Consider the following 24,446-nt stretch of genomic DNA (forward strand, 5'->3'; position numbering starts at 1 on the left):
AATTCAGCCAAGCCGCGCTCTGCTAGAATGCGCCCCATTCCCTGCCAGAGACTCTTTCCCATGAGCGAGCCGATTCGCCTCACCCAATACAGCCACGGTGCCGGTTGCGGCTGCAAGATTTCACCGCAGGTGCTGGAGGTGATTCTGGCCGGCAGCGGCGCGCAGAACCTTGATCCGAAACTGTGGGTCGGCAACGCCTCGCGCGATGATGCGGCGGTTTATGAGATTGATGCCGAGCGCGGCGTTGTTTCGACTACGGACTTTTTCATGCCAATCGTCGACGATCCGTTCGACTTCGGCCGTATCGCCGCGACCAATGCGATCAGCGACATCTATGCAATGGGCGGCGATCCGTTGATGGCGATTGCGATTCTCGGCTGGCCGGTGAATGTACTGGCGCCGGAAGTGGCGCGGGAAGTGATTCGGGGTGGCCGCGCGGTGTGCGACGCCGCAGGCATTCCGTTGGCGGGCGGGCATTCGATTGATGCGCCGGAGCCGATCTTCGGCCTCGCGGTGACCGGTCTGGTGGAAAAACGCCATATGAAGCGCAACGACACCGCCACTGCCGGTTGCCTGTTGTACCTGACCAAACCGCTGGGCATCGGCATCCTCACCACGGCCGAGAAGAAGGGCAAGTTGCGTCCCGGTGACGTCGGCGTAGCCCGCGACTGGATGTGCACGCTGAACAAACCCGGCAGCCGCTTCGGCAAACTGGCCGGCGTCACCGCGATGACCGACGTCACCGGTTTCGGCCTGCTCGGACATCTGGTGGAAATGGCCGACGGCAGCCAGCTTACGGCGCGCATCGCCTATGACCGCGTGCCGCGTCTGGACAGCGTCGAGTACTACCTCGAACAGGGTTGTGTGCCCGGCGGCACGTTGCGCAATTTCGACAGTTATTCGAGCAAGGTTGGCCGCGTGCAAGAGCTGCACAAACGCGTGCTCTGCGACCCGCAAACCAGCGGCGGTCTGTTGATCGCGGTAACGCCTGAAGGCAATGACGAATTCCTCACAGTGGCCGCCGAACTGGGGCTGAACCTGACACCAATCGGTGAACTGGTCGAGCGACAGACAAACGCAGTCGAGGTGATTTGATGCTCCGCGACTGCACCGATTACCGCGATATTTTCCTCAACGACCGGCCGCTGATGGACGCCCGCGCGCCGGTCGAGTTTCACAAGGGCGCGTTTCCCGGCGTGATCAATTTGCCGCTGATGGACGACATCGAGCGGCAGAAAATCGGCACCTGTTACAAGCAGCACGGCCAGCAGGCCGCCATTGAGATGGGCCATCAAATGGTCTCCGGCGCGGTGAAGGCCGAGCGCATTCAGGCCTGGGCCGATTTCGCCCGGGCCCATCCTGACGGTTACCTCTATTGCTTTCGTGGCGGGCTGCGTTCGCAGATCACCCAGCAATGGCTGCGTGACGAGGCGGGCATTGACTATCCGCGCGTCGGCGGCGGTTACAAGGCGATGCGCAGCTTCCTGATCGACACCACTGAACAAGCCATCGAGCAGTGTGATTTCGTTTTGTTGGGCGGCATGACCGGCACTGGCAAGACCGAAGTGCTGGTGCAATTGCGCAATGGGTTAGATCTGGAAGGGCACGCCAATCATCGCGGCTCCAGTTTCGGCAAGCGCGCCACCGGGCAGCCGTCGAACATCGATTTCGAGAACCGTCTGGCGATCGACATCCTCAAGAAGCGTGATGCCGGTATCGAGCAGTTTGTGCTCGAGGACGAAAGTCGGGTGGTCGGCAGTTGCGCCTTGCCGCTGGCGCTGTATCAGGGCATGCAGCAGTACCCGATGGTCTGGCTGGAAGACAGTTTTGAAGATCGCGTGGAGCGGATTCTGCGTGATTACGTGGTCGATCTGTCTGCCGAGTTTGCGACGGTGCATGGCGAGGAAGGTTTTACGCTGTTCTCGGAACGGCTGCTGGAAAGCCTGAACAACGTGCAGAAACGCCTGGGTGGCGAGCGCCATCGGCGGCTGTTCGAGTCGATGGAGGACGCGTTGGCGGAGCAGGGTCGCAGTGGCGCGGTGGATTTGCATCGCGGCTGGATCGAGGGGTTGCTGCGTGAGTATTACGACCCGATGTATGTGTTTCAGCGGGAGAAGAAGGGTGGGCGTATCGAGTTTGCCGGGGAGCGTGAGGCGGTTATCGAGTATCTGCGCGAGCGGATGAATCAGAAAGTTTGAGGTCGTTTGACTGGCCCCTTCGCGAGCAAGCTCGCTCCCACAAGGGATCTTAGTCAGACACGCAATTTGTGCTCAAAGAAGATCTACTGTGGGAGCGAGCTTGCTCGCGAAGAGACCATCACTGACAGCATAAATCTCAAGTCGGGCAGGTGGCCTTGCCGTTATCCAGCCCCTGCTTGTAGCTGTGGCTCTGCAAACTGGCCTTGCCGTTGTGCCACGTCAGGGTCAGTACATAAAGCGAATCGAAGTCGCTGCCCGCCCAATCCTCGGTGATGGACTGTTTTTCGCCGACGGCATTACCGGCCACCTTGTTGATCAGTTCCGGCAAGTAACCGTGGGACCACGCGGTGTAGATCGTCGCGTTGTGATACTTGTCCTCCAGCAGTTCGCGCGCCAGATCGCTGGTGTCGTTGGCCGAGAACTCGATGTTCACCGGCAGGCCGAGCTTGATCGCGGCCGGGCTGATGGTCATCAGCGGGCGAATGTAGCTGTAAGAGTTGTCCAGCTCGCCTTCTTCGACATTGCGCGTCGGGTTGGCGGCGAATACGTAGTCGGCCTTGCCGAATTTCTCCGGCAGCAGCGTCGACAGGTCGATGGCCCGGTTCAGGCCTTGGCAATTGAGCTGGCCGAGACCTCCTTCGGGCTTCTCCGCATGGCGCAGGAACACCAGAGTCTGTGTGCCGTCAACCGGTTGTGCACGACTCTCGCTGGATTCCAGCGACAGGAACAACGCGCTGACCGCCAACAGGGAGGGCAGGGCCACATAGGCGCGATGTTTGAAGCGTTTGGCGAAACTCATCAGATTCGTCATGAAATAAGAAATTCTTCAGCGTGTTTGGTTAAGGCTGACAAACCTTTACACCGCAGGCTCCCAGCACCGGGTGTTTTCCATGTCTTGAAGCGCTTCCTCTGTAACAAGGGCATAGCTCAGAGTCCCCGAGGCCCTTTTGGTTCGATTCGCAAGCGTGCGCGGCACTCTAACGGCAACTTTTAACGACTTGGGTGCAGGTTAGCGACAGGATGTTACGGTTCGTGTGCTTTCTGGCGCAGGCTGAGATCTTTTCCCGAGCGCCAAGGCTCAAGATCAAAAGTTCGCAGCCTTCGCCAGCCTCTACATTATGATCAGGCTTTAATTTGTGACTGGATGCTTCCCATGACCGATCTGTCCGCGTTCCCGATCACCCAGAAATGGCCGGCGCAGTACCCTGACTGGATTCAGCTCTATTCCTTGCCGACACCCAACGGCGTCAAGGTTTCGATCATGCTTGAAGAGATCGGCCTGCCATACGAGCCGCACCGCGTGGGTTTCGACACCAATGATCAATTGTCTCCGGAGTTCCTGTCGCTGAACCCGAACAACAAGATCCCGGCGATCCTTGACCCCCACGGCCCCGAAGACCAGCCACTGGCGTTGTTCGAATCCGGTGCGATCCTGATTTACCTCGCCGACAAAAGCGGCCAGTTGCTCGCGCAGGAAGGCACCTTGCGCTACGAAACCCTTCAGTGGCTGATGTTCCAGATGGGCGGTATCGGCCCGATGTTCGGCCAGCTTGGTTTCTTCAACAAATTCGCCGGCAAGGACTACGAGGACAAGCGTCCGCGTGATCGATACGTCGAAGAGAGCAAACGCCTGCTCAAGGTGCTCGACGGTCGGCTTGAAGGGCGTGACTGGTTCATGGGTGAGCGTTACACCATTGCCGATATCGCGACGTTTCCGTGGGTGCGCAATTTGATCGGCTTCTACGAGGCCGGCGACTTGGTGGGCATCAGCAACTTCCCGAATGTCACCCGGGTGCTGGAGCGCTTTTTGGCGCGGCCTGCGGTGATCCGAGGCCTGACCATTCCGTCCTGACGTTCAAAATTGGGGACTGAACACAAATCTACTGTGGGAGCGAGCTTGCTCGCGAAAGCGTCGATTCAGTCAGCATTTATGTCGCTGAGGCACCGTATTCGCGAGCAAGCTCGCTCCCACAATGTTTTTTATGTTCTGCGATGGATTATTACGCACTCGGTAACGCTGTCTTGATTGATCCAGGTTTGTACGCCATCCCCGCAAGGCATAAGCTTCGCCCCCTACGACTTTCGTCTCATCTTCCGTTTTCAGGAAAGCCCCATGTCCAGTCAGTTCCCCGAAGCACGTCCCCGCCGTCTGCGCCGCAATGCGAGCCTGCGCAGTCTGTTCCAGGAAACCGAGTTCAGCCTGAATGATCTGGTGCTGCCGATTTTCGTCGAGGAAGAAATCGACGACTTCGTACCGATCAAGAGCATGCCCGGTGTCATGCGCATTCCCGAGCGCAAACTGGCCAGCGAAATCGAGCGCTATGCCCGCGCTGGCATAAAGTCGGTGATGACCTTCGGCGTGTCCCATCATCTGGACGGCAACGGCAGCGACACCTGGCGCGAAAACGGCCTGGTCTCGCGCATGTCGCGCATCGCCAAGGATGCCGTGCCAGACATGATCGTGATGTCCGACACCTGCTTCTGCGAATACACCGACCATGGCCACTGCGGCGTGATGCACAACCATGAAGTCGACAACGATCAGACCCTGATCAACCTCGGCAAACAGGCCGTTGCGGCTGCCCGTGCCGGTGCTGATGTGATCGCGCCGTCGGCGGCAATGGACGGTCAGGTGCGCGCAATTCGCCAAGCGCTGGACGCGGCCGGGTTCACCCAGATTCCGATCATGGCCTATTCGACAAAATTTGCGTCGGCGCTGTACGGCCCGTTCCGCGAGGCCGGTGGCAGCGCATTGAAGGGCGACCGCAAAAGCTATCAGATGAACCCGATGAACCGCCGCGAAGCCCTGCGCGAATCGCTGCTGGATGAGCAGGAAGGCGCCGATGCGCTGATGGTCAAACCGGCCGGCGCGTACCTCGACATCATCCGCGACATCCGCGAAGCCTCGAACCTGCCGCTGGCGGCGTATCAGGTCAGCGGCGAGTACGCGATGATCAAGTTCGGCGCGCAGGCCGGGGCGATTGATGAAGATCGCGTGGTGCGCGAAAGCCTGGGCGCGATCAAGCGCGCGGGGGCGGATTTGATCTTCACGTATTTCGCGATGGACCTGGCGTTGGCCGGGATCTAAGCAACACTGCAAAACCCTGTGGGAGCTGGCTTGCCAGCGATAGCGGTGGTTCAGTCAACATTGATTTTGGCTGTGCTGACCTCATCGCTGGCAAGCCAGCTCCCACAGGTTTCTTTGGTGTTCTTGAGTCAGGGGCAGGCGAAGAACGGCCGGATCCCTTGGTCGCGGAAATACCGCTCGATGACTTTCGGATCGGCGCTGTTGTCGGCAATCGCCACATAGGTGTCCGGGCGCAGCAGGTAAAAACCGTTACGCGCCAATCCCGCCGTTTCAAACGCCGGTCGCCAGTCGAACACGTGCAGCGGCAAGTGATGTTCAAGGCACCAGGCGAGCATTTCGTCGCTGGTGTCACCGTACACATGAACCTGCCATCAGGGCTGGCGCAGCGGTTCGTAGTTGTCACCTTCACCGTCATGCGCCCACGGCAATCGGTCGCCACCGTGGACGTGACCGGCCGTGCCTTGGCTCAGCGGCATGCCGCGATAGTTGAGGGTGACTTGGGACACGGTGCGAAAGAGGAACTCGCGACTGGCCTCGAATGACGCCATCTTCGGAATCAGAAACGGTGCCAGCCGCGTGCGCAGCAGATCGGCCATGCGCCCCTCGGCCGTGACGAAACTGAACACTTTGTCGGTGGTTGAGACCAGCCGCCGGGCGAAGGCGATGCGTTCGGTTTCGTAGCTGTCGAGCAACTTGGCCTCGGCACCGCCGCTGAGGACGGCGGCGAGCTTCCATGCCAAATTGATCGCATCGCCGATGCCGGTGTTCATGCCCTGACCACCCGCCGGGCTGTGCACATGGGCCGCGTCGCCGAGCAGAAACGCCCGACCACTGCGAAAATGCTCAGCCACGCGGTGATGCACGCGGTAGGTGGAAAACCAGTGGACGTCTTCGATGTGCACCCTAAGGTGCTCGATGGCGCGGCTGCTGACATCAGAAAATTCCAGGGTTTCGGCACGCTCCGCACGTTCGTCGCGCACCGTGCCGATCAGTCGCGCGCGGCCTTCGCCAGCCAGTGGAAACACCGCGAGAAAGTCCGCTTCGTCGAGATCCAGATGCAACTCGCCGTTGAGCGCCGGGCCGCTGGCCTGGACATCCGCCACATAGAAAATCTGCTGATAAGTGCCTCCCGGGAAACCGGCGTCGAGGGCTTTGCGCACCACCGACCGTGCGCCGTCTGCACCTGCCAGATAGCAGGCCTGGCAGATTTCCTGCTCGCCATCGGGACGGCGCAGATGGGCGGTGAGACCGTCGCCGGTCTCCTCGAAACGCTCCAGCGTGGTGTTGCGCTCGACGCTGACGCCATAGTCTTCGAGGCGCTCGATCAACAGCTGTTCATGTTGGTCCTGCGGGAAGATTTCGACGAACGAGTAGGGCGTCAGACCCTCGCCGATACGGTTCAGCGGCAGCTGTGCGACCGGTTTGCCGTTGACCCAGAAATTTGCTGCCGCCACCTGATGGCCGTCGCGCACGATGGTGTCGGCCAGATCCAGTTGCCGATACAGCTCCAGCGTTCGCGCCTGCACCGCCAGCGCGCGGGAGGTGGTGCCGGGTGCGGCGGTCTTGTCGATGATGCGCACCTGCACGCCCAGTTTGCTCAGCCACAGGGCCAGCACCAGCCCGGTGGGGCCGGCGCCGATGATCAGGACGTCGCTGCGGTTCATGGGTGTGTGCTCCGTTTGCTGTGGAGCAAGTATGGACCGGAAGGAGAGGCTGGCCAGTTTATCGGCTGGATGGGGAAGTGCCGTTTTTGCAGTGTTCGGCTGAAGGTGTGCGGCGTTGCGAAAATCCATTCCCCCTCACCCCAGCCCTCTCCCCCAAGGGGGCGAGGGGAAAGGGAGCAGATCTTCAGGCTATTCAGCTCCACAGGGGAATGCGTTTAGTCAGATGGAATATTTGGGGTGGGGGGATTGTGGAGGGAACAGGTTCGGATCATCGCAGTCCTAGCCTGCGCCATACCATTGATCGTATGGTGAACCCGCCTCAACGGACTGGATGGAGCAACATGCACACCCCTCGATTACTGATCACCCTCGCGGCAATGCTGGTGCTGGCCGGTTGCGCCAGCCAGCGCAATGGCGAGCCCGCGCCGCGTCCTCCGGCCGAAGTGAAGGCTGAAATCGTGCGCCTGATGCCGGCGAAAACTGCCGACCGCCAAGGCTGGGCCACTGATATCTACGCGGCATTTGCTGCACAGGACATCAGCCCGACCACGCAAAACCTGTGTTCGGTGCTGGCCGTTACCGAGCAGGAATCAACCTTTCAAGCCGATCCGACCGTGCCGGGCCTCGGCAAGATCGCCCGCGACGAAATCGACCGTCGTGCCGGCAAAGTCCACATCCCCAGCCTGCTGGTCAGCGGCGCCTTGCAGGTACGCTCCTCCAATGGCAAAAGCTACAGCGAACGCCTGAAGGCGGCGCGCAGTGAAAAGGAATTGAGTGCCATTTTTGACGAGTTCATCGGCATGGTGCCGATGGGCCGCACGCTGTTCGGTGGCTTCAACCCGGTGCACACCGGCGGGCCGATGCAGGTCAGCATCGAATTTGCCGAGCAGCACGCCAAGGACTATCCGTACCCGGTGGACGGCACAATCCGCCGCGAAGTGTTCAGCCGTCGCGGCGGCATGTATTTCGGCATTGCGCATTTGCTCGGCTATCCGGTGAGCTACCGCGAGCCGCTCTATCGCTTCGCTGACTTCAACGCCGGTTGGTACGCCAGCCGCAACGCGGCGTTCCAGAATGCCGTCAGCCGCGCGTCGGGTATCCCGCTGGCGCTGGATGGCGACCTGATCCGCTACGACTCGATCATGCCCGGAGGCACGGAACTGGCGGTGCGTACCCTTGGCAAGTCGTTGGGCATGCGCAATCCGACCATTCGCGATCAACTGGAAAAGGGCAAAACCCTGGAGTTCGAAGAGACCAAGCTGTATCGAGAGGTTTTTGCACTGGCCGAGAGGGCCGAAGGCAAATCATTGCCACGCGCGGTGCTGCCGGGGATCGTCCTGCAAAGCCCGAAAATTACCCGAAAACTGACCACCGCGTGGTTCGCCAAACGCGTGGATGAGCGCTACAAACGCTGCATGGCCAAGGCCGGATAAGCTCCACGACATAAAAACCCAGACATAAAAAACCCGGCTGCGGGAGCCGGGTTTCTCTGGGCTGTTGCGATTAACGCCATTCATTCAAGCGTTGCGAAGTTCGTTCAGACGATCCGCACCACCTTCGGCAACGGTGTTGCCTTGCAGGCGATCCGAGCCATCAGCAGCGACGGTGTTGCCCTGCAGACGATCCGAGCCATCAGCAGCGACGGTGTTGCCTTGCAGACGATCCGAGCCATCAGCGGCGACGGTGTTGCCCTGCAAACGATCCGAGCCATCAGCGGCGACGGTGTTGCCTTGCAGGCGATCCGAGCCATCAGCGGCGACGGTGTTGCCTTGCAAACGATCCGAGCCATCGGCAGCGACGGTGTTGCCTTGCAGACGATCTGAGCCATCGGCAGCGACAGTGTTCTGGTACAGATGATCCGAGCCATCAGCGGCGATCATCGTGTGAGCTGGCGTAGCGGCGAAAGCGTTAACTGCGAAAACCGAGAAAGCGATGCTGAGAAGAGTTTGGCGTTTCATGATGGTGTGCTCCGGGGGTGTTATTGGTTGGTATGGAGCAGATGTTACGCCAGAGATTTTTTATGAGAACTTCATTGCCGTGATTGTAAACATCGACGGCAATGATGATTGGGTCAGAGTACTTTTACGGCCCGGCCAATTGCCTGAATCGGTCCGGTTGGCTTGCCGATCGGCGAACCGTTTGCCCCTTCAAGCGTCAGCTCGAACAATTGATTCGGTTGCAGCGGCGGCAATTTGTCCAGCGGCACTGATAAAGCCTGCCCCGGTTTGACCAGCCCAAGCGATACCGGGCCTTGCCAGCCGTCAGCCTTGGTCCAGAACTCCAACGCCTTATCCGCCGGCACTTCCATCACACCCAAGGGAATCAGCTGAATCTCCCGCGAATTGCTGGCCTGGATCACCCAACCTGGGGCCTTGTCCTGCGGCGCGACCAGCACCACCAGAAAACTCGGTTTCGGTGTGGTCTGGGTCAGCAGCATTGAGCCCAACACCAATGTCGCGGCCAGGCCCGCAGCGCTCAAGCCGCGCCACAGCGGCAGCAAATTCCATAATGAAGTTGAAGGTGTTTGCTGCATGAGTCGATCAATGCTGCGATTGATCCGCGGCCATAGCAGCGCTGACGGTTGTTGCGGCGCGGCGAAATCCGTCAGCTCCAGCAACCGCCGCTCCCAGGCATCCACCGCCGCACGCAGATCAGGCTCATGTGGCAGACGTTTCTGCACATCGATCCGCTGTTCGGCAGAGAGCGTCCCGAGCACGTATTCGCCCGCCAGTTCATCGCGTTCCTGCGCCGATTCAGTGGTCATCCCATGCACTCCCGCAAGGCGTTGAGGCTGCGTTTGATCCAGGCCTTGACCGTGCCGAGCGGCGTGTCGAGGCGCGTGGAAATTTGCGCGTGGGTGTAGCCGTCGACGTAGGCGTGGAGGATGCAGCGCCGACGTTGCGGGTCAAGTTGCTCCAGGCAGCGATGGATGCGCGCCGAATGATCCTGAGCGTTGAAGGTCTCGTCGAGTACTTGGTGATCTTCGTCGAACGGCGTTTCCCGACTTTGATCACGCAGCTGATTCAACGCCAGATGGCGCGTCACGCTGTACATCCAGCCGCGCGCTGAACCACGCCCGGGGTCAAACCCCGCTGCGCCGTTCCAGATCTTGATAAATGCGTCATGAACAATGTCCTCCGCCAGCGCCGTGTCGCGCACCAGCCGTTTGGCCACACCGAGCAGGCGTGGGCCTTCCTGCACGTACAAATCGCGCAGGGCCGAACGCTCGCCTCGGGCACAGGCAGCGAGGCGGGCTTCATAATCGAATACAGGTTCAGGCAAGGTCATGCTGTGCAATTTAGCTGACAATCTTCAAACTTCCATACCCCATTGTTTCCCCCGTGGGAGAGAGCTTTTGTGGCGAGGGGATTCAGCGAAACGTCGCACCGCCCCGATCGGCTGCGAAGCAGTCGTAAAACCGTTGGATGCGGTGAATCTGACACTGCGCATTTGCTGGTTTTGGGGGAGCTTCGCTCCCCGTCGGGGATAAATCCCCTCACCACAGTTCACTCCTACAGAGGATTGTGGTGAGCTCGGAAAATCAGTTCGCCGCCCAGAAAATGTAATCCGCCTGATATTTCACCACTTCCTGCTTGCCCTTGTTATCCGCTGTGCAGGCACTGCCTGGCGCCACGCCGCCCTTGAGCGCGACGCGCTGGATGTAGGTGACGCCAGTCATCGCGCCTTTGCCTTCAGCAGGGTTGGCCTTGACCAGTTGATACGGCAGGTTGCCCGGGGTCGATGGCGCCACGGCCAGTTGTGTGCCGGTGACTTTCGAACCGTCCTTGGCCTGCCAGGTGGCTGGTGGGCCGAAGTAGGTGCCGACCTGCTTGCCGTTGCGATCATTGAGCACCGCTTTAGGGCCGACGAAGGTCCACTCGGTCTGCCCGGCAGCGTTGGGCTTGTCGCGGCATTCGTAGGTGATCTCGCCGACCCCGGTGGTCTCCAATGCGATCTTGTGGCCTTCCGGGACTTTGATGGTGTCCGGATAGCTGCTTTGGGCAAAGGTCGTCGAGGTGACGGCGAGCAAACCGGTGAAGCAGATCAGCTGTGTGGTGTTCATCAGTGTCTTTCTCCGAAAAGGGTAAACCGCTGACAGCCGAGGAGGGCTGTTACAAGGACTACCCATGACGGAGAGATTTGGATGCAGTGCATGAAAAATATTTTTTCAATCGCCGCCAGCGCTGTTCTGCGAGGGCCACTTCGCAAGTGGCGAACGCATGGGAAAAGCGCGCCAAATCGGATACAGCAGCTATAAATAGTGCTACATCAGATGCCTGTCGGGATTGAGGAGGAGATATGTATCAGCTCTACGGACATCGCAATTCAGGCGCAGCCGCCATCGAAGCGGCGCTGGAACTGTGCCAGATCGCTTTTCGCTTCATTGATATCGAAGCCAGCACCGAAGCCGCCGAGCACTTGGCGAAGCTCAATCCACTGAAACAGATCCCGACCCTGCAATTGCCCGACGGCAGTGTGCTCACCGAGAGCGCGGCGATTCTGATTCATCTGGGCCTGACATTTCCGAAATCCGGTTTGCTACCGCTCAAGTCAGACGACCGTGATCAGGCGATTCGCGGTCTGGTCTACATCACCAGCAATTGCTACGCGGCCATCGGCGTTGTCGACTACCCCGAGCGTTGGCTGGTGATGCCCGACGAAGCGTCGCGGCAGAACCTGATCGCCGGCGCTCGCGAGCGTTTGCACTGGAGTTGGGAGGTGTTTGCCGACCAGTTCTCCGCCGAGCTGTACCTGGACGACGAAACACCGGGTGCGCTGGACGTGCTGGCGGCGGTGGTGACGCGCTGGGCAGGCAGCCGGGAGCATTTGCGCCAGACGCGGCCGGGGTTTTATGCGTGGTTGCAGCGCATCGATCGGCATCCGGTGCTGGCGCCGGTGTTTGCCCGGCATTGGCCCGTGTGAACCGTAAACCCAATTGTGAATGTGATCCCTGTGGTGAAGGGATCATGTGGCGAGGGGATTTATCCCCGTTGGGTGGCGAAGCCGCCCCATAACCTGCAACCGCGGCCAGTCAGACACACCGCGCGGGATGGTCTCAGGACTGCTACGCAGCCCAACGGGGCGGTGCGCCGTTTCGCTAAATCCCCTCGCCAAATGGTCTCAATCACCACAGGATTCACTCCTACAGGGAATTGTGGTTTTTTCGGGGAGATCACTCCCCGCGAATGTATTGCTCCAGCTGCTTGATCAGTTCGGCCTGTTCGGCAATCGCCTCTTTCACCAAGTCACCAATCGACAGCAAGCCAATCAACTTGCCGTTCTCCACCACCGGCAGGTGGCGCAGGCGTTTGTCGGACATGATGCCCAGGCACGTGTCGACGGTCTGGTGGGTATCAACGGTAATCACGTTTGCCACCATGATGTCGCGAACCGGCGTGCCCACCGATGAGCGGCCGTGCAGCACCAGTTTGCGTGCGTAATCGCGTTCGCTGATGATGCCGACCACGTTGTCGTCTTCCACCACCAGCAAGGCGCCGACGTTTTTCTCGGCCATCTTCATCAGCGCTTCGAGCACCATGTGATCAGGCTTGATCTGGTGCACTTCCTGGTTTTTCTGATCTTTGAGCTTGAGCAGTTGGGCGACGGTCTTCATGGCGGTTACTCAGGTGTTGTCGTTGTTATCCAAGCATCGTAGACGCTGGCGCGCAGGGCAAGGTGGCAAAGCGGCAGATAGCACGCAAAAAACGTCATTTGGCTGTTTTTTTTCCACACATAGCTGCTTCATTGCGTATGCACGTCTTGATACAGAAGGGCGCGATGGCGTTTCTGAGTCTTCGATAGACTCGGGCATCTGAATTTCATGGATGAAAATTTCGATGCAGAGCTTGAATTTGAGCAACAAAAATATCGTGCCGTCGCTGCCGGATTCTCTGGCTGGCAATGCCACGTTCAGCTTCATTGCGGGGAATGTTCCAGACTGGCTATTAAACAGCACCGCACTGCACAGGGACGCGTTAAAGCAGGCCACAGTGCCGGACCAGCCTTGGTTTCACTCTGCCTCGCCAGCGCAACGCGATGAGATGAAAAGCGCCCTTGCAGCGAGTTGGACTGCCCGGCAGGCGGTGGACAGGGTCTTCGCGCGGCTGACCGAAGTCGAAGCGTTTGCCCATGAGCTACTGACCGCTGCGCTGAAAGACCGCTACGACATCAGCGTAGACGTCAGCTCGACGTGTCTGAGGCTTTACCGTTCGACCGGGATGACGGGTGGCTTCGAGGTGCGCACCCTGACCCTGCTCGAGTGCTGTCTGCACAATTTCGAATTGAAGGAAACCAGTCCGGAGTATTACGACCGAGCGAGCGACTTTATTACCCGACCCTCGGCCTCGGGAGAGTTCGAGGTCGTGCCGATCAAGGCCCGGATGTCCGTCGGGGCTTTTACCGCGCTGTGCCGGGAGCTGGACGCAGGTGCTGCGTATCAGAAATATCTCGATGACTTTTTCGACCTGGCCAATCCGGTTGCCACAACTGTACTGAAGATAAAGGTCGAGGCTAACGAGAAGGGCACCCTGCGCCTGTGCAATGGGCTGGCGTTGATCAAAGGCGATATTGATCACGACGCTCATCGCCTGGTAGAGAGGTGGGCTGCGGCAGATCGACGGTTAGTCTGGAGCGGGCGGGCAGTCCACTGTCATGCATTGACGATGATGGGCGTCAAGTTGCCAGGGATTGTGTTGGTCTGCGCCGATCTTGAACGCAGTTCGACGGCCGTTCCGGTGCTTGCCTATGTACCCCATGATCCCGAGCATCCGCTCAAGATGTATGGGTCTTCGACGCAGTTCGTCGTCGAGCTGACAAGACAACTGCGCTCACCTGAGTACCAGCGATTCTTCAGCCGGTTCGTGCCGCATCAGCACCGAGGCGAATTCTTTTTTCAGCTCAACAACCGGCTCTCAAAACTGCAATGGCATGCACCGGTTCCTTCTCAACAACTGCCTGCCTGGCGCCCAGAGCCCGTTCTAAAACCTGATCTGCAGATCGGGTATGCGCGAATCAACGGAGATTTCTGGGATCACCCATTTCAGCAGCAGTTGAACACGTTGTTCGCCGATGCCCGAACTCGGGCTGTTCCCACCGGCGATGAGGATGCCAAATCCCGTTGGGCGCGTTGGGACAGCTTCCTCAAAGTCGCACTGACTGTGCTGGAAGTGGGTGCATTTGTCGCGGCGCCATTCGTACCCGGTCTGGGTGAGTTGATGCTTGCGTATACCGCCTACCAACTGTTGGATGAGACGTTCGAAGGGATTATCGAGTGGGCTCAAGGTCTGCGTACTGAGGCGTTCGAACATGTGCTCGGCGTGGTGGAAAGCCTGATTCAGCTAGGTGCATTCCTGGTTGGCGGTCAATTGGTGGCGGCGGTGATCCCGCCCAAGGCGTCGCCCTTGATCGGCCGTATGAAAATTGTCGATAGGGCGGATGGTCGCTCGCGATTATGGGATTCGGATCTGCGGCGCTATTCACAGTCGTTGGACTTGAGTGAATCGGGCCGGCCTGACTCTTTCGGTATTTATCGACAGGCGGATCGGCAAGTATTACCGCTGGAGGGCGAAACGTTCGTGATTCGCCCGGAGCCCGGATCGGACGACTACCGCATCCAGCATCCGCAGCGCAGCGACGCCTATGCTCCGCGTCTCAGCCACAACGGTGTTGGCGCCTGGATGCATGAAGCCGAACAGCCTCAGGCCTGGCAGGGGAGTCAGCTGATGCGACGTCTTGGGCATCAGGTCGACGGTTTCACCGACCAGTCGCTGGAACAGATCCGTATCGTCAGCGGTGTGGATGAGTCTGCATTGCGCAAACTGCACGTTGAACAGGAACAGCCGCCCGCCATATTGGCGGCTACCATCAAGCGTTTCACTGCCGATCAAGCCATTGAAACGTTCCTTGCGCAGCTCGGTAGTGACGATGTCCGGATCCATGGCAAGGCTGATGTGCAGATGCAGCTGGAATTGCTGGCGGGGCACAAGCAATGGCCTGAACAACTCGCGCTGCAATGGCTCGATAATCAAGGCAATGTGCTGTGGCAATCGTCATCACTGGCAGGTAAGACGCCGATCAATTTGAGGCTCGACCCGGGCATCGCCGCCGATCTGTCCGCCACGCTGCTGTCCCGGTTGGGCGAGCAAGATATCAAGGTATTGCTGGAAGAAGAGTTTGGTCTTGGCGTCATCGCTGCGAACGTGCGTGCTGCGAGGCTGCGCGCATTGATCGCCGAGGCGGCAAGGGAGCAAAGAACAGCGTTGTTGGATCGCCATGTCAAACTCCAGGAGGTGCCGACTGCCGCACCTTCTGCCGAAAGCGTGCTGCTGCGCAACGAGTTTCCCCAACTGCCGGACGAGCTATTGAGGGATGTACTGGTTGATGTTTTGCCGGCAGAAAAGCAGCTGGCCAGCGAGCAGGGACAATTGTCCCTGCGCTTGAAACAGGCTGCCCGTGAAGCGATGCGCGAATGGCGCACGACCCGGGCCTGGGAGGGGATGTACCTGCCAGCCAATGCCAATCTCGAAAGCTATCGATTGGCGTTGCACAGTCTGGAAAGGCTACCGGGCTGGTCGCCGCAGGTATTGATCGAAATTCGCAACCAATCGTTCGACGGACCGCTGATCGACAGCGTCGGGCCGACCTCGGCACCCATTCGCAAAGTACTGCTGCGCACAGTGCAGAACCAGTTCCAGCCCCACGACGCGCAGGGCAATAGCTTGCAAGGCGCAGGTGATTTTTATGACGCTGTGTTACAGGCATTACCGGATGCCGAACGCGACAGTCTGGGTTTTGGCATCGGTGAAGGTCAGCGCCTGCGCAGCGACCTTCAGCAATCATCAATAACGCGAGCAGAACTGCGCGATCTGCTCGACGACTCACCGCTTCGAATCGTCGTCGAAAAAACCCGAAATCCAGGCTACACGTTGATCAATGAACGGCTATTAGGCACGGGCGGTGAGCCTGGTCTGGAGGAACGGTTCAAAAGCCTTTATCCGCAGGCCACCGCGGACACCTTCAGTGAGTTTGTGCGAGGATCCGGAACACCTGCTGACGCTTTACGGGTCATCCGTGAGCGGGAATTGGCGTTCAAGAATCTGCAGAAAACCCTTGATGACTGGGTGGCAATCGAGCGCGGCGAACTACTGCCGATGGATCAGCGTTTTCACAAACGGCGCTTCGCCAAGGCACTCAACCAATGCTGGCAGGCCACTGAGACAGCGGGGGCGGGTGGCTACACGCTGGATCTGGATTTTCACTGGACCAGTGATTTTCTTGAGTATCTGCCGAAGCTGGACGTTGAGTTCCCGCACGTCAGCGCACTGCAATTCCGTCATGTGGAGTTGCGCATTGATATCAGCCAGTTCCTCGGCTACTTCCCCAAATTGAAGGCGCTGGATCTAAGCGAAAACTCGCTCACCGCATTGCCCCGTCTGGTAGGCGATCTGCACGCTTTGGAAACGCTGGATCTGGGCAACAACCAACTGACGCTGACGGCCGGAAACGTCACTGAATTCAGCCGCTTGACCCGCTTGCAGACATTGAGACTGGGCGCTAATCCGATGCTGGCGCGCGCACCGGATGTCAGTGCGATGGTAGACCTGCAAATCCTTGATCTGCATGACACCGGTATTACCGAATGGCCGACAGGCCTGCTCACGGCACCGCGTCCACGGGTGTTCGATCTGGATTTGCAAGGCAATCCGATCGAACAGGTTCCCCAGGTAGCACCCGGTTCAGAGCAGGCACGGCTGATCGCCCGAACCCGACTGAGTCGTGATCGTTTGTCCGATGAAGGCCGAGCGCAATTTCAGGCGTACATGCGCTCGGTGGGCTACGACCCCGCCCGCAGTTATCCGCCCAAAGGTGAGCAGACCAGCGTGCATTGGCTGGAAGGCGTGGCGGATGAGCCGCGCCAGCACAAGCAAACCCTGTGGGACGAGTTGGAGCGCGAGCCTGATTCACAAGGTTTTTTTGAGGTATTGGAGAAGCTCGCCGAGTCGGCCGATTACGTGGAGGAGGGCAGTCGCCCAGGGCTCACCGAACGGGTGTGGCGAATGCTCGAGGCTGCGACGCAAGACACGCCGTTACGTGAAGAGCTGTTTCGCATGGCGAGCAATCCGGACTCCTGTGCAGATGCCGGTGCGCAGATTTTCAATGAGATGGGCACCAAGGTGTTGGTGCACGAAGCCTGGCAGGCCGCAAGCCCCGAGCAGATCGAAGCCGGGCTGTTGCAGTTAGCCAAAGGCAAGTCGCGTCTGGATCAGGTCAATGAAATCGCCCGCGCCAACGTCCAGGCGCGATTGGAGGCCGGTGAAACGTTTACCGCGCTTGATGAGGACGGTGAATTCACCGGTTCTATCGATGAAGTGGAGGTGTATCTGGCGTTTCAGACCGGTCTGGCGGACCGGCTTGAGCTGCCGTGGCAGTCGCGGGGGATGTTTTTTCGCGACATCGCCGAGGTCAGTGAAGCGCAGATTGAAGAGGCTTACCGGCTTGTGTTGTCGCTTGAGGAGGGCGACGGGCTTGTCAACCGAATGATCGAGCAGCGGTTTTGGCGCAAGTATCTGAAGGACAAGAATTTAAAGGCACTTGAGCAGAATGCGACGATATTCGACGCAAAGTCAGAGGAACTGTTGAACCGGCATCTGGCGGGCGCTGTTGCGCAACATGAGTACGAGCGCGAACTCGTTGAGTTGGCGGATGGACGCAAGGCTTTGTTGAGATCGCTGACACTCGCGGCATTGACGAAAATGTCACTGGTTGTTCGGTAAAGGACAGTAGGCCTGATCTTGCGAACAGGCCTACTTGTTCGAGCTTTCAAGGTCTACCTCTTCTTTCGGAACTCATTCATCCCTCCGGTTATTTCTTTGTCATCTCTGACGTTTCGCCAAATCGCGGAGTTCGTATTTGTGCTGCCTGTCGGGACGTAAAAGGCCTTTTCATCGGGCTCATAAGTTGCGACCAGAATACCGCGGCAGTTGTAACAAGCGGGGAAGGCTTGCGCGTGTCGCCTGTACTGCAACTTCTGAGTCACCACCTCGATGAGTTCCGGATTGGTTGAACCTGTTCGTGCTTGTTGTTGATACAGCATGAAACTGGCTGCTTGGATTTCAGCGTGGGCACCTGGCAACCCAGCCGATTGCGGCAAATAAAAACCCGATGCCTGGATATGTCGCTCGATATTTTTTTTGATAGTCGGGTGGATAGCTGGCACTTCCTGTTCCAGGCCTGCCATGTTTATCGGAGTGGTGTTTTCGCCCTCATACAGTTTTACGGGGTACGCTGGGTCCTTGAATCGTTGGGAGTATTGTTTACTCATATACCCGAGAAATGTATCAGGGTTCGTAATATTGAACTCGCCTCCGGCTAACAGGTTGTCTTGGGGTAAATTGGCGTTGTGGGGTCTACTGACAATCAAACCATGATCGGCGGTGGTAGGCCGGATTTTGTAAGGCTTGCCGGCGTTTGACGTTCCACCCTCTCGGGGAATATTGAAAAAATCTGTCGCTATCGCGATCACTGCACCATCGGGCTCGGGTGAGTGGAGTGCAGATCCAGCATGAGCGACAAGAATCGTGTTTCTTGCCTCAGCGTGAAACTGGCGTTGGTCGCTCGAATCAGGTGTGCTGAGGATTTGCGTCGTTCGCGTACTCATCTTCTCGTTAGTTTTGTCACCGAATTTATTGCGCCCGAGTCCGTTGATGTCGACAAAATTCACCGGGTTATTCCCCACCATCGCATACAGATTCCAGCCGTCCACATCCCCCGCCGGGTCGGCGCTGATCCAGCGCTGCAACCATGGTGCGTAATAACGTCGGCCGTAGTAATAGAGGCCGGTGTCATCCAGTTCCTTGCCCGAATAACGAATGGTCTTGTAGCTGACTTCCAGTTCCGAGTGCGCGGTCAGTGAGGCGGTGCCGCCGAACGGGTAATAATGTTCATGACTGATCAGGCGTGCGTTCTGGTCGAGTTCGATCAGGCTGGAACTCTGACTGTCTTCAAGGCAATAACGCAGTTGATCGTTGACGATTTCGTCTGGGCGGCCGCTGAGCCAATGCAGGCAGCGGACGTTGCCGATCACGCTCGGCAGCGTGATGACGTGCAACTCTACACCCGTTTCGCGAGTGCGGATCTCGATGTCCGGCAGGTAATGCACCTGATGAAAGTGCGTCTTGGTTGAGCCCTGAGTTTCGTGATGTTTGTAAACGCGGACGCCACCGCTGTAGCGATAGGTTTCCCTGTCGGGCAGTGCGGACTCGCGTTCGATCAAGGTGACCGATGCCAGTTCATCCAGGATATTCCATTGCAAACCCTGGCCGGGTTGCAAGGCTTGCAGGTTGCCATGAGCGTCGAATTGCTTTGTGAAGTCGAGCGGTGAGTCACCTTCTTTCCAGCGCACGCCACGATTGCTGTTTGGGTCAATGAGCATGTGCTGGGTGTAGCCACCCACCGCTCGGGCGTGAACCAGTTTGATCAGATTGCTACCGGAGTCGTATTCGTAGGTCTGGGTGTAATTGAGGCGGTTTTTGGGATCGCTCGGTAATGGACGGCCGGGCAAGCCGGTCGGGGGCAGGGTGTCATGTCCGGTGGCGCGGATCAGGCGATAGAGCGAGTCATAGCTAAAGTCGCGCTGGCCGTCGATAAGCTGGTTGGCAAAGAACACTGGGTCAACAGTGCGATCCAGAAGACTGACAACATTGCCGACCTTGTCGTATTGGTATCGCAGATTTTGCCGCAACGCCTCGCCGGGCAGACCTGCCTTGATGCCATCCAAGCGACCGTTGGAGCCATCGTATTCCCAATTGCATACCACGCCGTTGCCCAGGGTTTGTTCGATCTTCTGGCCTTCGGCGTTGTATCGGGCGTGTTTGAGGATGTCTTGCTCAGCGTCGCCGCCGCTGATCTTCAGGGACACCTGTTGGAGTTGTCCGGCGACGTCATACCGTGAGAATTGCTGATGGCCACTTGCATCCGTCTGGCTCAGTGCTGCGCCGTTGGCCCCGTAGCGCCAACGCGTGGTGTAGATACCAGCATCGAGCAGCGTGCGGGTTTCCTCCAGAGGCAGGGCATTGAGGGTGAACGAGCTGTAGTCCAGAGAGCCTGAGGCATCGACCTTGCGCAGTAATTGGCCACGCAGGTTATTTCCGGCATCTGCATCGGCCAAACCAAAGCTCATGGCCTCCAGTTCAGCCCCGTCGTTCACTTTGATACCCAGCAAGCGCAAACGATTGTCGTAGCGGTTGCTCCACCGATTCCCACGGGCATCCCAACGCCGGACAACCTCCCCAGCCAGACCCTGCAAACTCAGACGCCAACCGGAATCAACACTGTCGAGCAGAAGCGCTTGGCCTGTCATGTCATGAATGGTCACCAGATTGGGTTTGGGCGCAGTCCCGAACAGACGCGGATCCCAATGCTCCACAGCTCTGTCTGCGGCGTCGTGACGTTGCCGGGTAATCAACGACTGTACGTCCGCCCCAGGGACGTTTCGCAAATAAGCGATCTGACGAACGGGAAGGCCCCGGCCGTCATTCACGCTGACTGACGGCGTTCGCCGATGAACGGAGAGATCCATTTCTCATTTCCTTCGACGCAAGGCATCGCATAGAGGCAAAGGCCAATCTAGCAACCCTGGCAAGGTGTGTAACCTGTCAACTCTGACAGGTGTCGCGCTTTTACCGACCATGCTTTGCGCGCCCACCCATTTTTCGAATGCCGCGTAGAATGCCCCTCTGTTTCAATTCCTGAGGTCGCAGTGGTGGATTTACAGCAGGGCTTCGTCCTGACCCGGCATTGGCGCGATACTGCGGCCGGCACCGAAGTCGAGTTCTGGCTGGCGACCGACGCCGGGCCGCGCCGTGTGCGTTTGCCGCATCAGCCGTCGGTGGCGTTTATTCCCGCCGAACAGCGTGAAGCCGCCGAGCGTTTGCTGCACGACGAAAAAAACGTCGAACTGCGGCCATTGGCCCTGCTGGATTTCGAACATCGTCCAGTGCTGGGCCTGTATTGCCAGCAACACGGCCAGTTGATGCGTCTGGAAACCGCGCTCACCCGCGCAGGCGTTGACGTCTTCGAGGCCGACGTGCGCCCGCCCGAGCGCTACCTGATGGAGCGTTTCATCACCGCACCGGTGTTGTTCAACGGCACAGCCGATGCCAACGGCGTATTGCTCAACGCTCAACTGAAGCCTGACCCCAAGTACCGACCAACGCTGCGGCTGGTCTCGCTGGACATCGAAACCACCGAAAACGGCGAGCTGTATTCCATCGCCCTGCAAGGCTGCGGCGAGCGTCAGGTGTACATGCTCGGGACGGCGAACGGCGATGCGAGCATCGTCGATTTCGACCTCGAATACTGCGACTCCCGCACCATCATCCTGAAGAAACTCAACGACTGGTTCGCGCAGCACGACCCCGACGCGATCATCGGCTGGAACGTCGTGCAATTCGATCTGCGCATCCTCCACGAACATGCGCGACGCCTTGGCGTGCCGTTGAAAATCGGTCGTGGCGGTGAAGAGATGCAGTGGCGTGAGCACGGCAGCCGCAATCATTATTTCGCCTCGGCGGCGGGGCGGTTGATCATCGATGGCATTGAATCCCTGCGTTCGGCGACGTGGAGCTTTCCCTCGTTCAGCCTGGAAAACGTCGCCCAGACCCTGCTCGGTGAAGGCAAGGCGATCAACAACCCGTACCAGCGCATGGACGAAATCAATCGCATGTTCGCCGAGGACAAACCGGCGCTGGCCAAGTACAACCTCAAGGACTGCGAACTGGTCACGCGGATCTTCGCCAAGACTGAACTGCTGACGTTTTTGCTCGAGCGCGCAAGCGTCACCGGTCTGCCGGCGGATCGCAGCGGCGGATCGCAGCGGCGGCTCCGTGGCGGCGTTCACGCACCTGTATATGCCGCTGATGCACCGCCAAGGGTTTGTCGCGCCGAACCTCGGTACCAATCCGCCGCAGGCCAGCCCCGGCGGGTTTGTCATGGACTCGCAACCGGGCCTCTACGAGTCGGTGCTGGTGCTCGACTACAAAAGCCTTTATCCGTCGATCATCCGCACCTTCCTGATTGATCCGGTGGGGCTGATCGAAGGCTTGCAGCACCCGGACGACGTTGATTCAGTCGCGGGTTTTCGTGGCGCACGGTTCTCGCGCACGCGGCATTGCCTGCCGTCGATTGTGTCGCGGGTCGCCGAGGGCCGCGAGACCGCTAAACGCGAGCACAACGCGCCGCTGTCTCAAGCGCTGAAGATCATCATGAACGCCTTCTACGGCGTACTCGGCTCCAGCGGTTGCCGCTTCTTCGACACGCGACTGGCGTCGTCGATCACCCTGCGCGGCCACGAAATCATGCTGCGCACGCGCAAGCTGATCGAAGAACAGGGGCATGCGGTGATCTACGGCGACACCGACTCGACCTTCGTCTGGCTGCGTCGCGCCCATGGTCAGGAGGAGGCAGCGACGATCGGTAACGCGCTGGTCAAGCACGTCAACGACTGGTGGCGTGAGCATGTGCGTGAAGAATACGGGCTGGAAAGTGCTCTTGAATTGCAGTACGAAATTCACTACAAACGCTTTCTGATGCCGACCATTCGTGGCGCAGAGGAGGGCAGCAAAAAACGCTACGCCGGCCTTGTGACGCGCGCCGACGGCACGGACGAAATGGTCTACAAAGGCCTGGAAACCGTGCGCACCGATTGGTCGCTGTTGGCCCGCCAATTCCAGCAGGAACTGTACGAGCGAATCTTCCATCGCAAGCCGTATCAGGACTACGTGCGTGACTACGTGCGCAAAACCCTCGCCGGGGAATTCGATGATCGGCTGGTCTATCGCAAGCGCTTGCGCCGCACCCTCGACGATTACGAGCGCAACGTGCCGCCCCATGTACGCGCCGCGCGGCTGGCCGACGAATACAACACGCAGCACGGACGTCCGCGGCAATACCAGAATGGCGGCTGGATCAGCTATGTCATCACTTTGGCCGGCCCGGAACCGCTGGAAGTGCGGCGTTCCACCATCGACTACGACCACTACATCACCCGGCAGCTGCAACCGGTGGCGGACGCCATCCTGCCGTTCGTTGATGACGATTTTTCAACCCTGATCGGGGGGCAACTGGGCCTCTTTTGAGTCCAGCAGTTGCAGCGTCCATTCGTCGAGGATGCCGTGGAAGTAGCGCTCCAGAGCCTGATTGAACAGGCTGTCGGCAGCGGCGAACTGGCTGAACAGCGTCATGGAAGAGTGCAGTTTCAAGTCATCGGGATGACCGAAAATCTCGGCAATGGAACGCTGGCGCACGTTCAGCACAAGCTGCGTGCAGGTGCGCAAACGCGCGCCGAGCAAGGGGTGATCCAGATAGGCTTGGGTTTCTGCAGCTGAACCGATGGCGAAGCGTCGTGACATTTCACTGCCACCAAGCCCGGCAAACTGCGGGAAGACAAACCACATCCAGTGGCTGCGCTTGCGACCTTCCTCGAGTTCGCGCTGGACTCGTTCGAACACCGGGTCCTGGGCCTGGACGAAACGTTGCAGGTTATATGGGTCGTTATGATCAGTGCTTCTCATACGCAGCCCTCGCCAGTCGGCGGCGATTCAGACCATCGCCAGCCGCTGCTTGCGTTGTGGCGCTTGAAACGCCTGGTCCAGCGCCGCCAGATCCCCAGCTTCCAGTTGCAGCTGCGCCGCTTGTGCATTGAGTTGCACGTGTTCGGTCCGCACAGCTTTGGGAATCGCAATGATGCCATCCTGACGCAGAATCCATGCCAGCGAAACCTGTGCCGGGGTGGCGCTGTGACGAGCGGCAATCTGCTTCAGCACCGGGTTGGCCAACATCGCGCCACCCTGACCAATCGGACAGTAGGCCATCATCGGCAGGCGCTGCTGCTGGCACCACGGCAGCAGGTCGAATTCCACACCGCGTTCTTCGAGGTTGTAGAGCACTTGATTGGTCGCGCAGGCCGGAGCCGAGAGTTCTTCAAGGTCTTCGACATCGAAGTTCGACACGCCCCAACGACCGATCTTGCCCTCTTCGCGCAAACGTTCGAAAGCCTCGACGGTTTCGTCCAGCGGATATTGGCCGCGCCAATGCAGCAGATAGAGGTCGATGTAGTCGGTATCGAGCCGACGCAGGCTGCGCTCGCAGGCTTGCGCAATGCCTTTGCGGCTGGCGTTGTGTGGGTAGACCTTGCTGACCAGAAACACCTGATCACGCAGCCCTACGATGGCTTCGCCGACGACCATTTCGGCTCCGCCCTCGGCGTACATTTCGGCGCTGTCGATCAGGGTCATGCCCAATTCGATGCCGCTTCGCAGGGCGGCGACTTCGCGCTTGTGCGCCGAGCGGTCCTCACCCATGCGCCAAGTGCCCTGGCCAATCACCGGCACCTGCACGCCAGCCAATTCGAGGGTACGCATTCAAACCTCCTATTCGAAACGGTCGATACCTTAGTGGGCAGCAGGATAGCGCAGGGGTTCCATGGGCTTCAAAAAAGCA

Annotated in this window: 17 protein-coding genes and 2 pseudogenes; 8 read left to right on the forward strand and 11 right to left on the reverse strand. The window is 59.0% G+C overall.

Features of this window, described 5'->3' with window-relative positions; translation table 11 throughout:
* Positions 1-60 precede the first annotated feature (60 nt).
* A complete protein-coding gene (gene selD / locus ACIQVE_RS15840; RefSeq protein ID WP_402809937.1) occupies positions 61-1,095 on the forward strand; it encodes a selenide, water dikinase SelD in 1,035 nt (344 codons plus the stop codon).
* Positions 1,095-2,198, forward strand: a complete 1,104-nt coding sequence (gene mnmH, locus ACIQVE_RS15845) for a tRNA 2-selenouridine(34) synthase MnmH (protein ID WP_402809939.1) — start codon at positions 1,095-1,097, stop codon at positions 2,196-2,198. The genes selD and mnmH overlap by 1 nt, the downstream gene beginning before the upstream one ends.
* Before the next feature lie 136 nt (positions 2,199-2,334).
* Here the strand turns inward: mnmH and ACIQVE_RS15850 are convergent, their stop codons facing one another.
* Entirely contained in the window at positions 2,335-3,009 is a 675-nt protein-coding gene (locus tag ACIQVE_RS15850) for a histidine phosphatase family protein (protein WP_402809942.1), read from the reverse strand.
* A gap of 342 nt (positions 3,010-3,351) precedes the next feature.
* Between ACIQVE_RS15850 and ACIQVE_RS15855 the strand changes: the two genes are divergently transcribed.
* Complete coding sequence (locus ACIQVE_RS15855; RefSeq protein WP_402809944.1) at positions 3,352-4,050, forward strand: glutathione S-transferase family protein; 699 nt, start codon at positions 3,352-3,354, stop codon at positions 4,048-4,050.
* Between the two features lie 261 nt (positions 4,051-4,311).
* Entirely contained in the window at positions 4,312-5,286 is a 975-nt protein-coding gene (hemB, locus tag ACIQVE_RS15860) for a porphobilinogen synthase (RefSeq protein WP_402809947.1), read from the forward strand.
* Between the two features lie 128 nt (positions 5,287-5,414).
* On the opposite strand, the pseudogene ACIQVE_RS15865 reads toward hemB, so the two are convergent.
* Positions 5,415-6,950: pseudogene (locus ACIQVE_RS15865) on the reverse strand (FAD-dependent oxidoreductase).
* A gap of 341 nt (positions 6,951-7,291) precedes the next feature.
* Here ACIQVE_RS15865 and ACIQVE_RS15870 point away from each other — a divergent pair.
* Entirely contained in the window at positions 7,292-8,383 is a 1,092-nt protein-coding gene (locus ACIQVE_RS15870; RefSeq protein ID WP_402809950.1) for a DUF1615 domain-containing protein, read from the forward strand.
* An 84-nt stretch (positions 8,384-8,467) separates the two neighbouring features.
* On the opposite strand, the gene ACIQVE_RS15875 is transcribed toward ACIQVE_RS15870, so the two are convergent.
* The 4 genes from ACIQVE_RS15875 to ACIQVE_RS15890 all read right to left on the reverse strand — a co-directional run bounded on the left by ACIQVE_RS15875 (position 8,468) and on the right by ACIQVE_RS15890 (position 11,013).
* Positions 8,468-8,908, reverse strand: coding sequence for a hypothetical protein (locus ACIQVE_RS15875; protein WP_402809952.1), 441 nt, complete (start codon positions 8,906-8,908; stop codon positions 8,468-8,470).
* Between the two features lie 113 nt (positions 8,909-9,021).
* On the reverse strand, positions 9,022-9,714 hold the full coding sequence (locus ACIQVE_RS15880; protein ID WP_402809955.1) for an anti-sigma factor domain-containing protein: 693 nt from the start codon (positions 9,712-9,714) through the stop codon (positions 9,022-9,024).
* Positions 9,711-10,238: a sigma-70 family RNA polymerase sigma factor gene (locus tag ACIQVE_RS15885; protein WP_402810064.1), complete on the reverse strand. Its 528-nt coding sequence runs from the start codon at positions 10,236-10,238 to the stop codon at positions 9,711-9,713. Before ACIQVE_RS15885 ends, ACIQVE_RS15880 begins: the two co-directional genes overlap by 4 nt.
* Positions 10,239-10,491: 253 nt before the next feature.
* Positions 10,492-11,013, reverse strand: coding sequence for a DUF3455 domain-containing protein (locus tag ACIQVE_RS15890; protein WP_402809958.1), 522 nt, complete (start codon positions 11,011-11,013; stop codon positions 10,492-10,494).
* 236 nt (positions 11,014-11,249) lie between these two features.
* On the opposite strand from ACIQVE_RS15890, the gene ACIQVE_RS15895 reads away from it, so the two are divergent.
* Positions 11,250-11,873 carry a glutathione S-transferase gene (locus ACIQVE_RS15895; RefSeq protein ID WP_402809961.1) on the forward strand — a complete coding sequence of 208 codons (624 nt, stop codon included), beginning with the start codon at positions 11,250-11,252 and terminating at the stop codon, positions 11,871-11,873.
* A 250-nt stretch (positions 11,874-12,123) separates the two neighbouring features.
* Here the strand turns inward: ACIQVE_RS15895 and ACIQVE_RS15900 are convergent, their stop codons facing one another.
* Entirely contained in the window at positions 12,124-12,564 is a 441-nt protein-coding gene (locus ACIQVE_RS15900) for a CBS domain-containing protein (RefSeq protein WP_187677632.1), read from the reverse strand.
* 9 nt (positions 12,565-12,573) lie between these two features.
* The gene (locus tag ACIQVE_RS15905) at positions 12,574-12,870 is read right to left on the reverse strand and encodes a hypothetical protein (protein WP_402809964.1); all 297 of its coding nucleotides are present in this window, start codon (positions 12,868-12,870) and stop codon (positions 12,574-12,576) included.
* Between the two features lie 121 nt (positions 12,871-12,991).
* Here ACIQVE_RS15905 and ACIQVE_RS15910 point away from each other — a divergent pair, with 121 nt between their 5' ends.
* Positions 12,992-17,722, forward strand: a complete 4,731-nt coding sequence (locus ACIQVE_RS15910; protein ID WP_402809967.1) for an NEL-type E3 ubiquitin ligase domain-containing protein — start codon at positions 12,992-12,994, stop codon at positions 17,720-17,722.
* A gap of 53 nt (positions 17,723-17,775) precedes the next feature.
* On the opposite strand, the gene ACIQVE_RS15915 is transcribed toward ACIQVE_RS15910, so the two are convergent.
* Positions 17,776-20,526 (reverse strand): RHS repeat-associated core domain-containing protein, encoded by a 2,751-nt coding sequence (locus tag ACIQVE_RS15915; protein WP_402809969.1) that lies wholly within the window; start codon positions 20,524-20,526, stop codon positions 17,776-17,778.
* 183 nt (positions 20,527-20,709) lie between these two features.
* On the opposite strand from ACIQVE_RS15915, the pseudogene ACIQVE_RS15920 reads away from it, so the two are divergent.
* Positions 20,710-23,083, forward strand: a pseudogene (locus ACIQVE_RS15920) (DNA polymerase II).
* Here ACIQVE_RS15920 and ACIQVE_RS15925 read toward each other — a convergent pair.
* Positions 23,048-23,518, reverse strand: coding sequence for a DUF1810 domain-containing protein (locus ACIQVE_RS15925; protein WP_402809971.1), 471 nt, complete (start codon positions 23,516-23,518; stop codon positions 23,048-23,050). The pseudogene ACIQVE_RS15920 and the gene ACIQVE_RS15925 overlap by 36 nt on opposite strands.
* A 27-nt stretch (positions 23,519-23,545) precedes the next feature.
* Complete coding sequence (locus tag ACIQVE_RS15930; protein WP_402809973.1) at positions 23,546-24,367, reverse strand: aldo/keto reductase; 822 nt, start codon at positions 24,365-24,367, stop codon at positions 23,546-23,548.
* Positions 24,368-24,446 lie beyond the last annotated feature (79 nt).

Source organism: Pseudomonas sp. NPDC098747 (assembly GCF_044760045.1).
Classification (GTDB): domain Bacteria; phylum Pseudomonadota; class Gammaproteobacteria; order Pseudomonadales; family Pseudomonadaceae; genus Aquipseudomonas.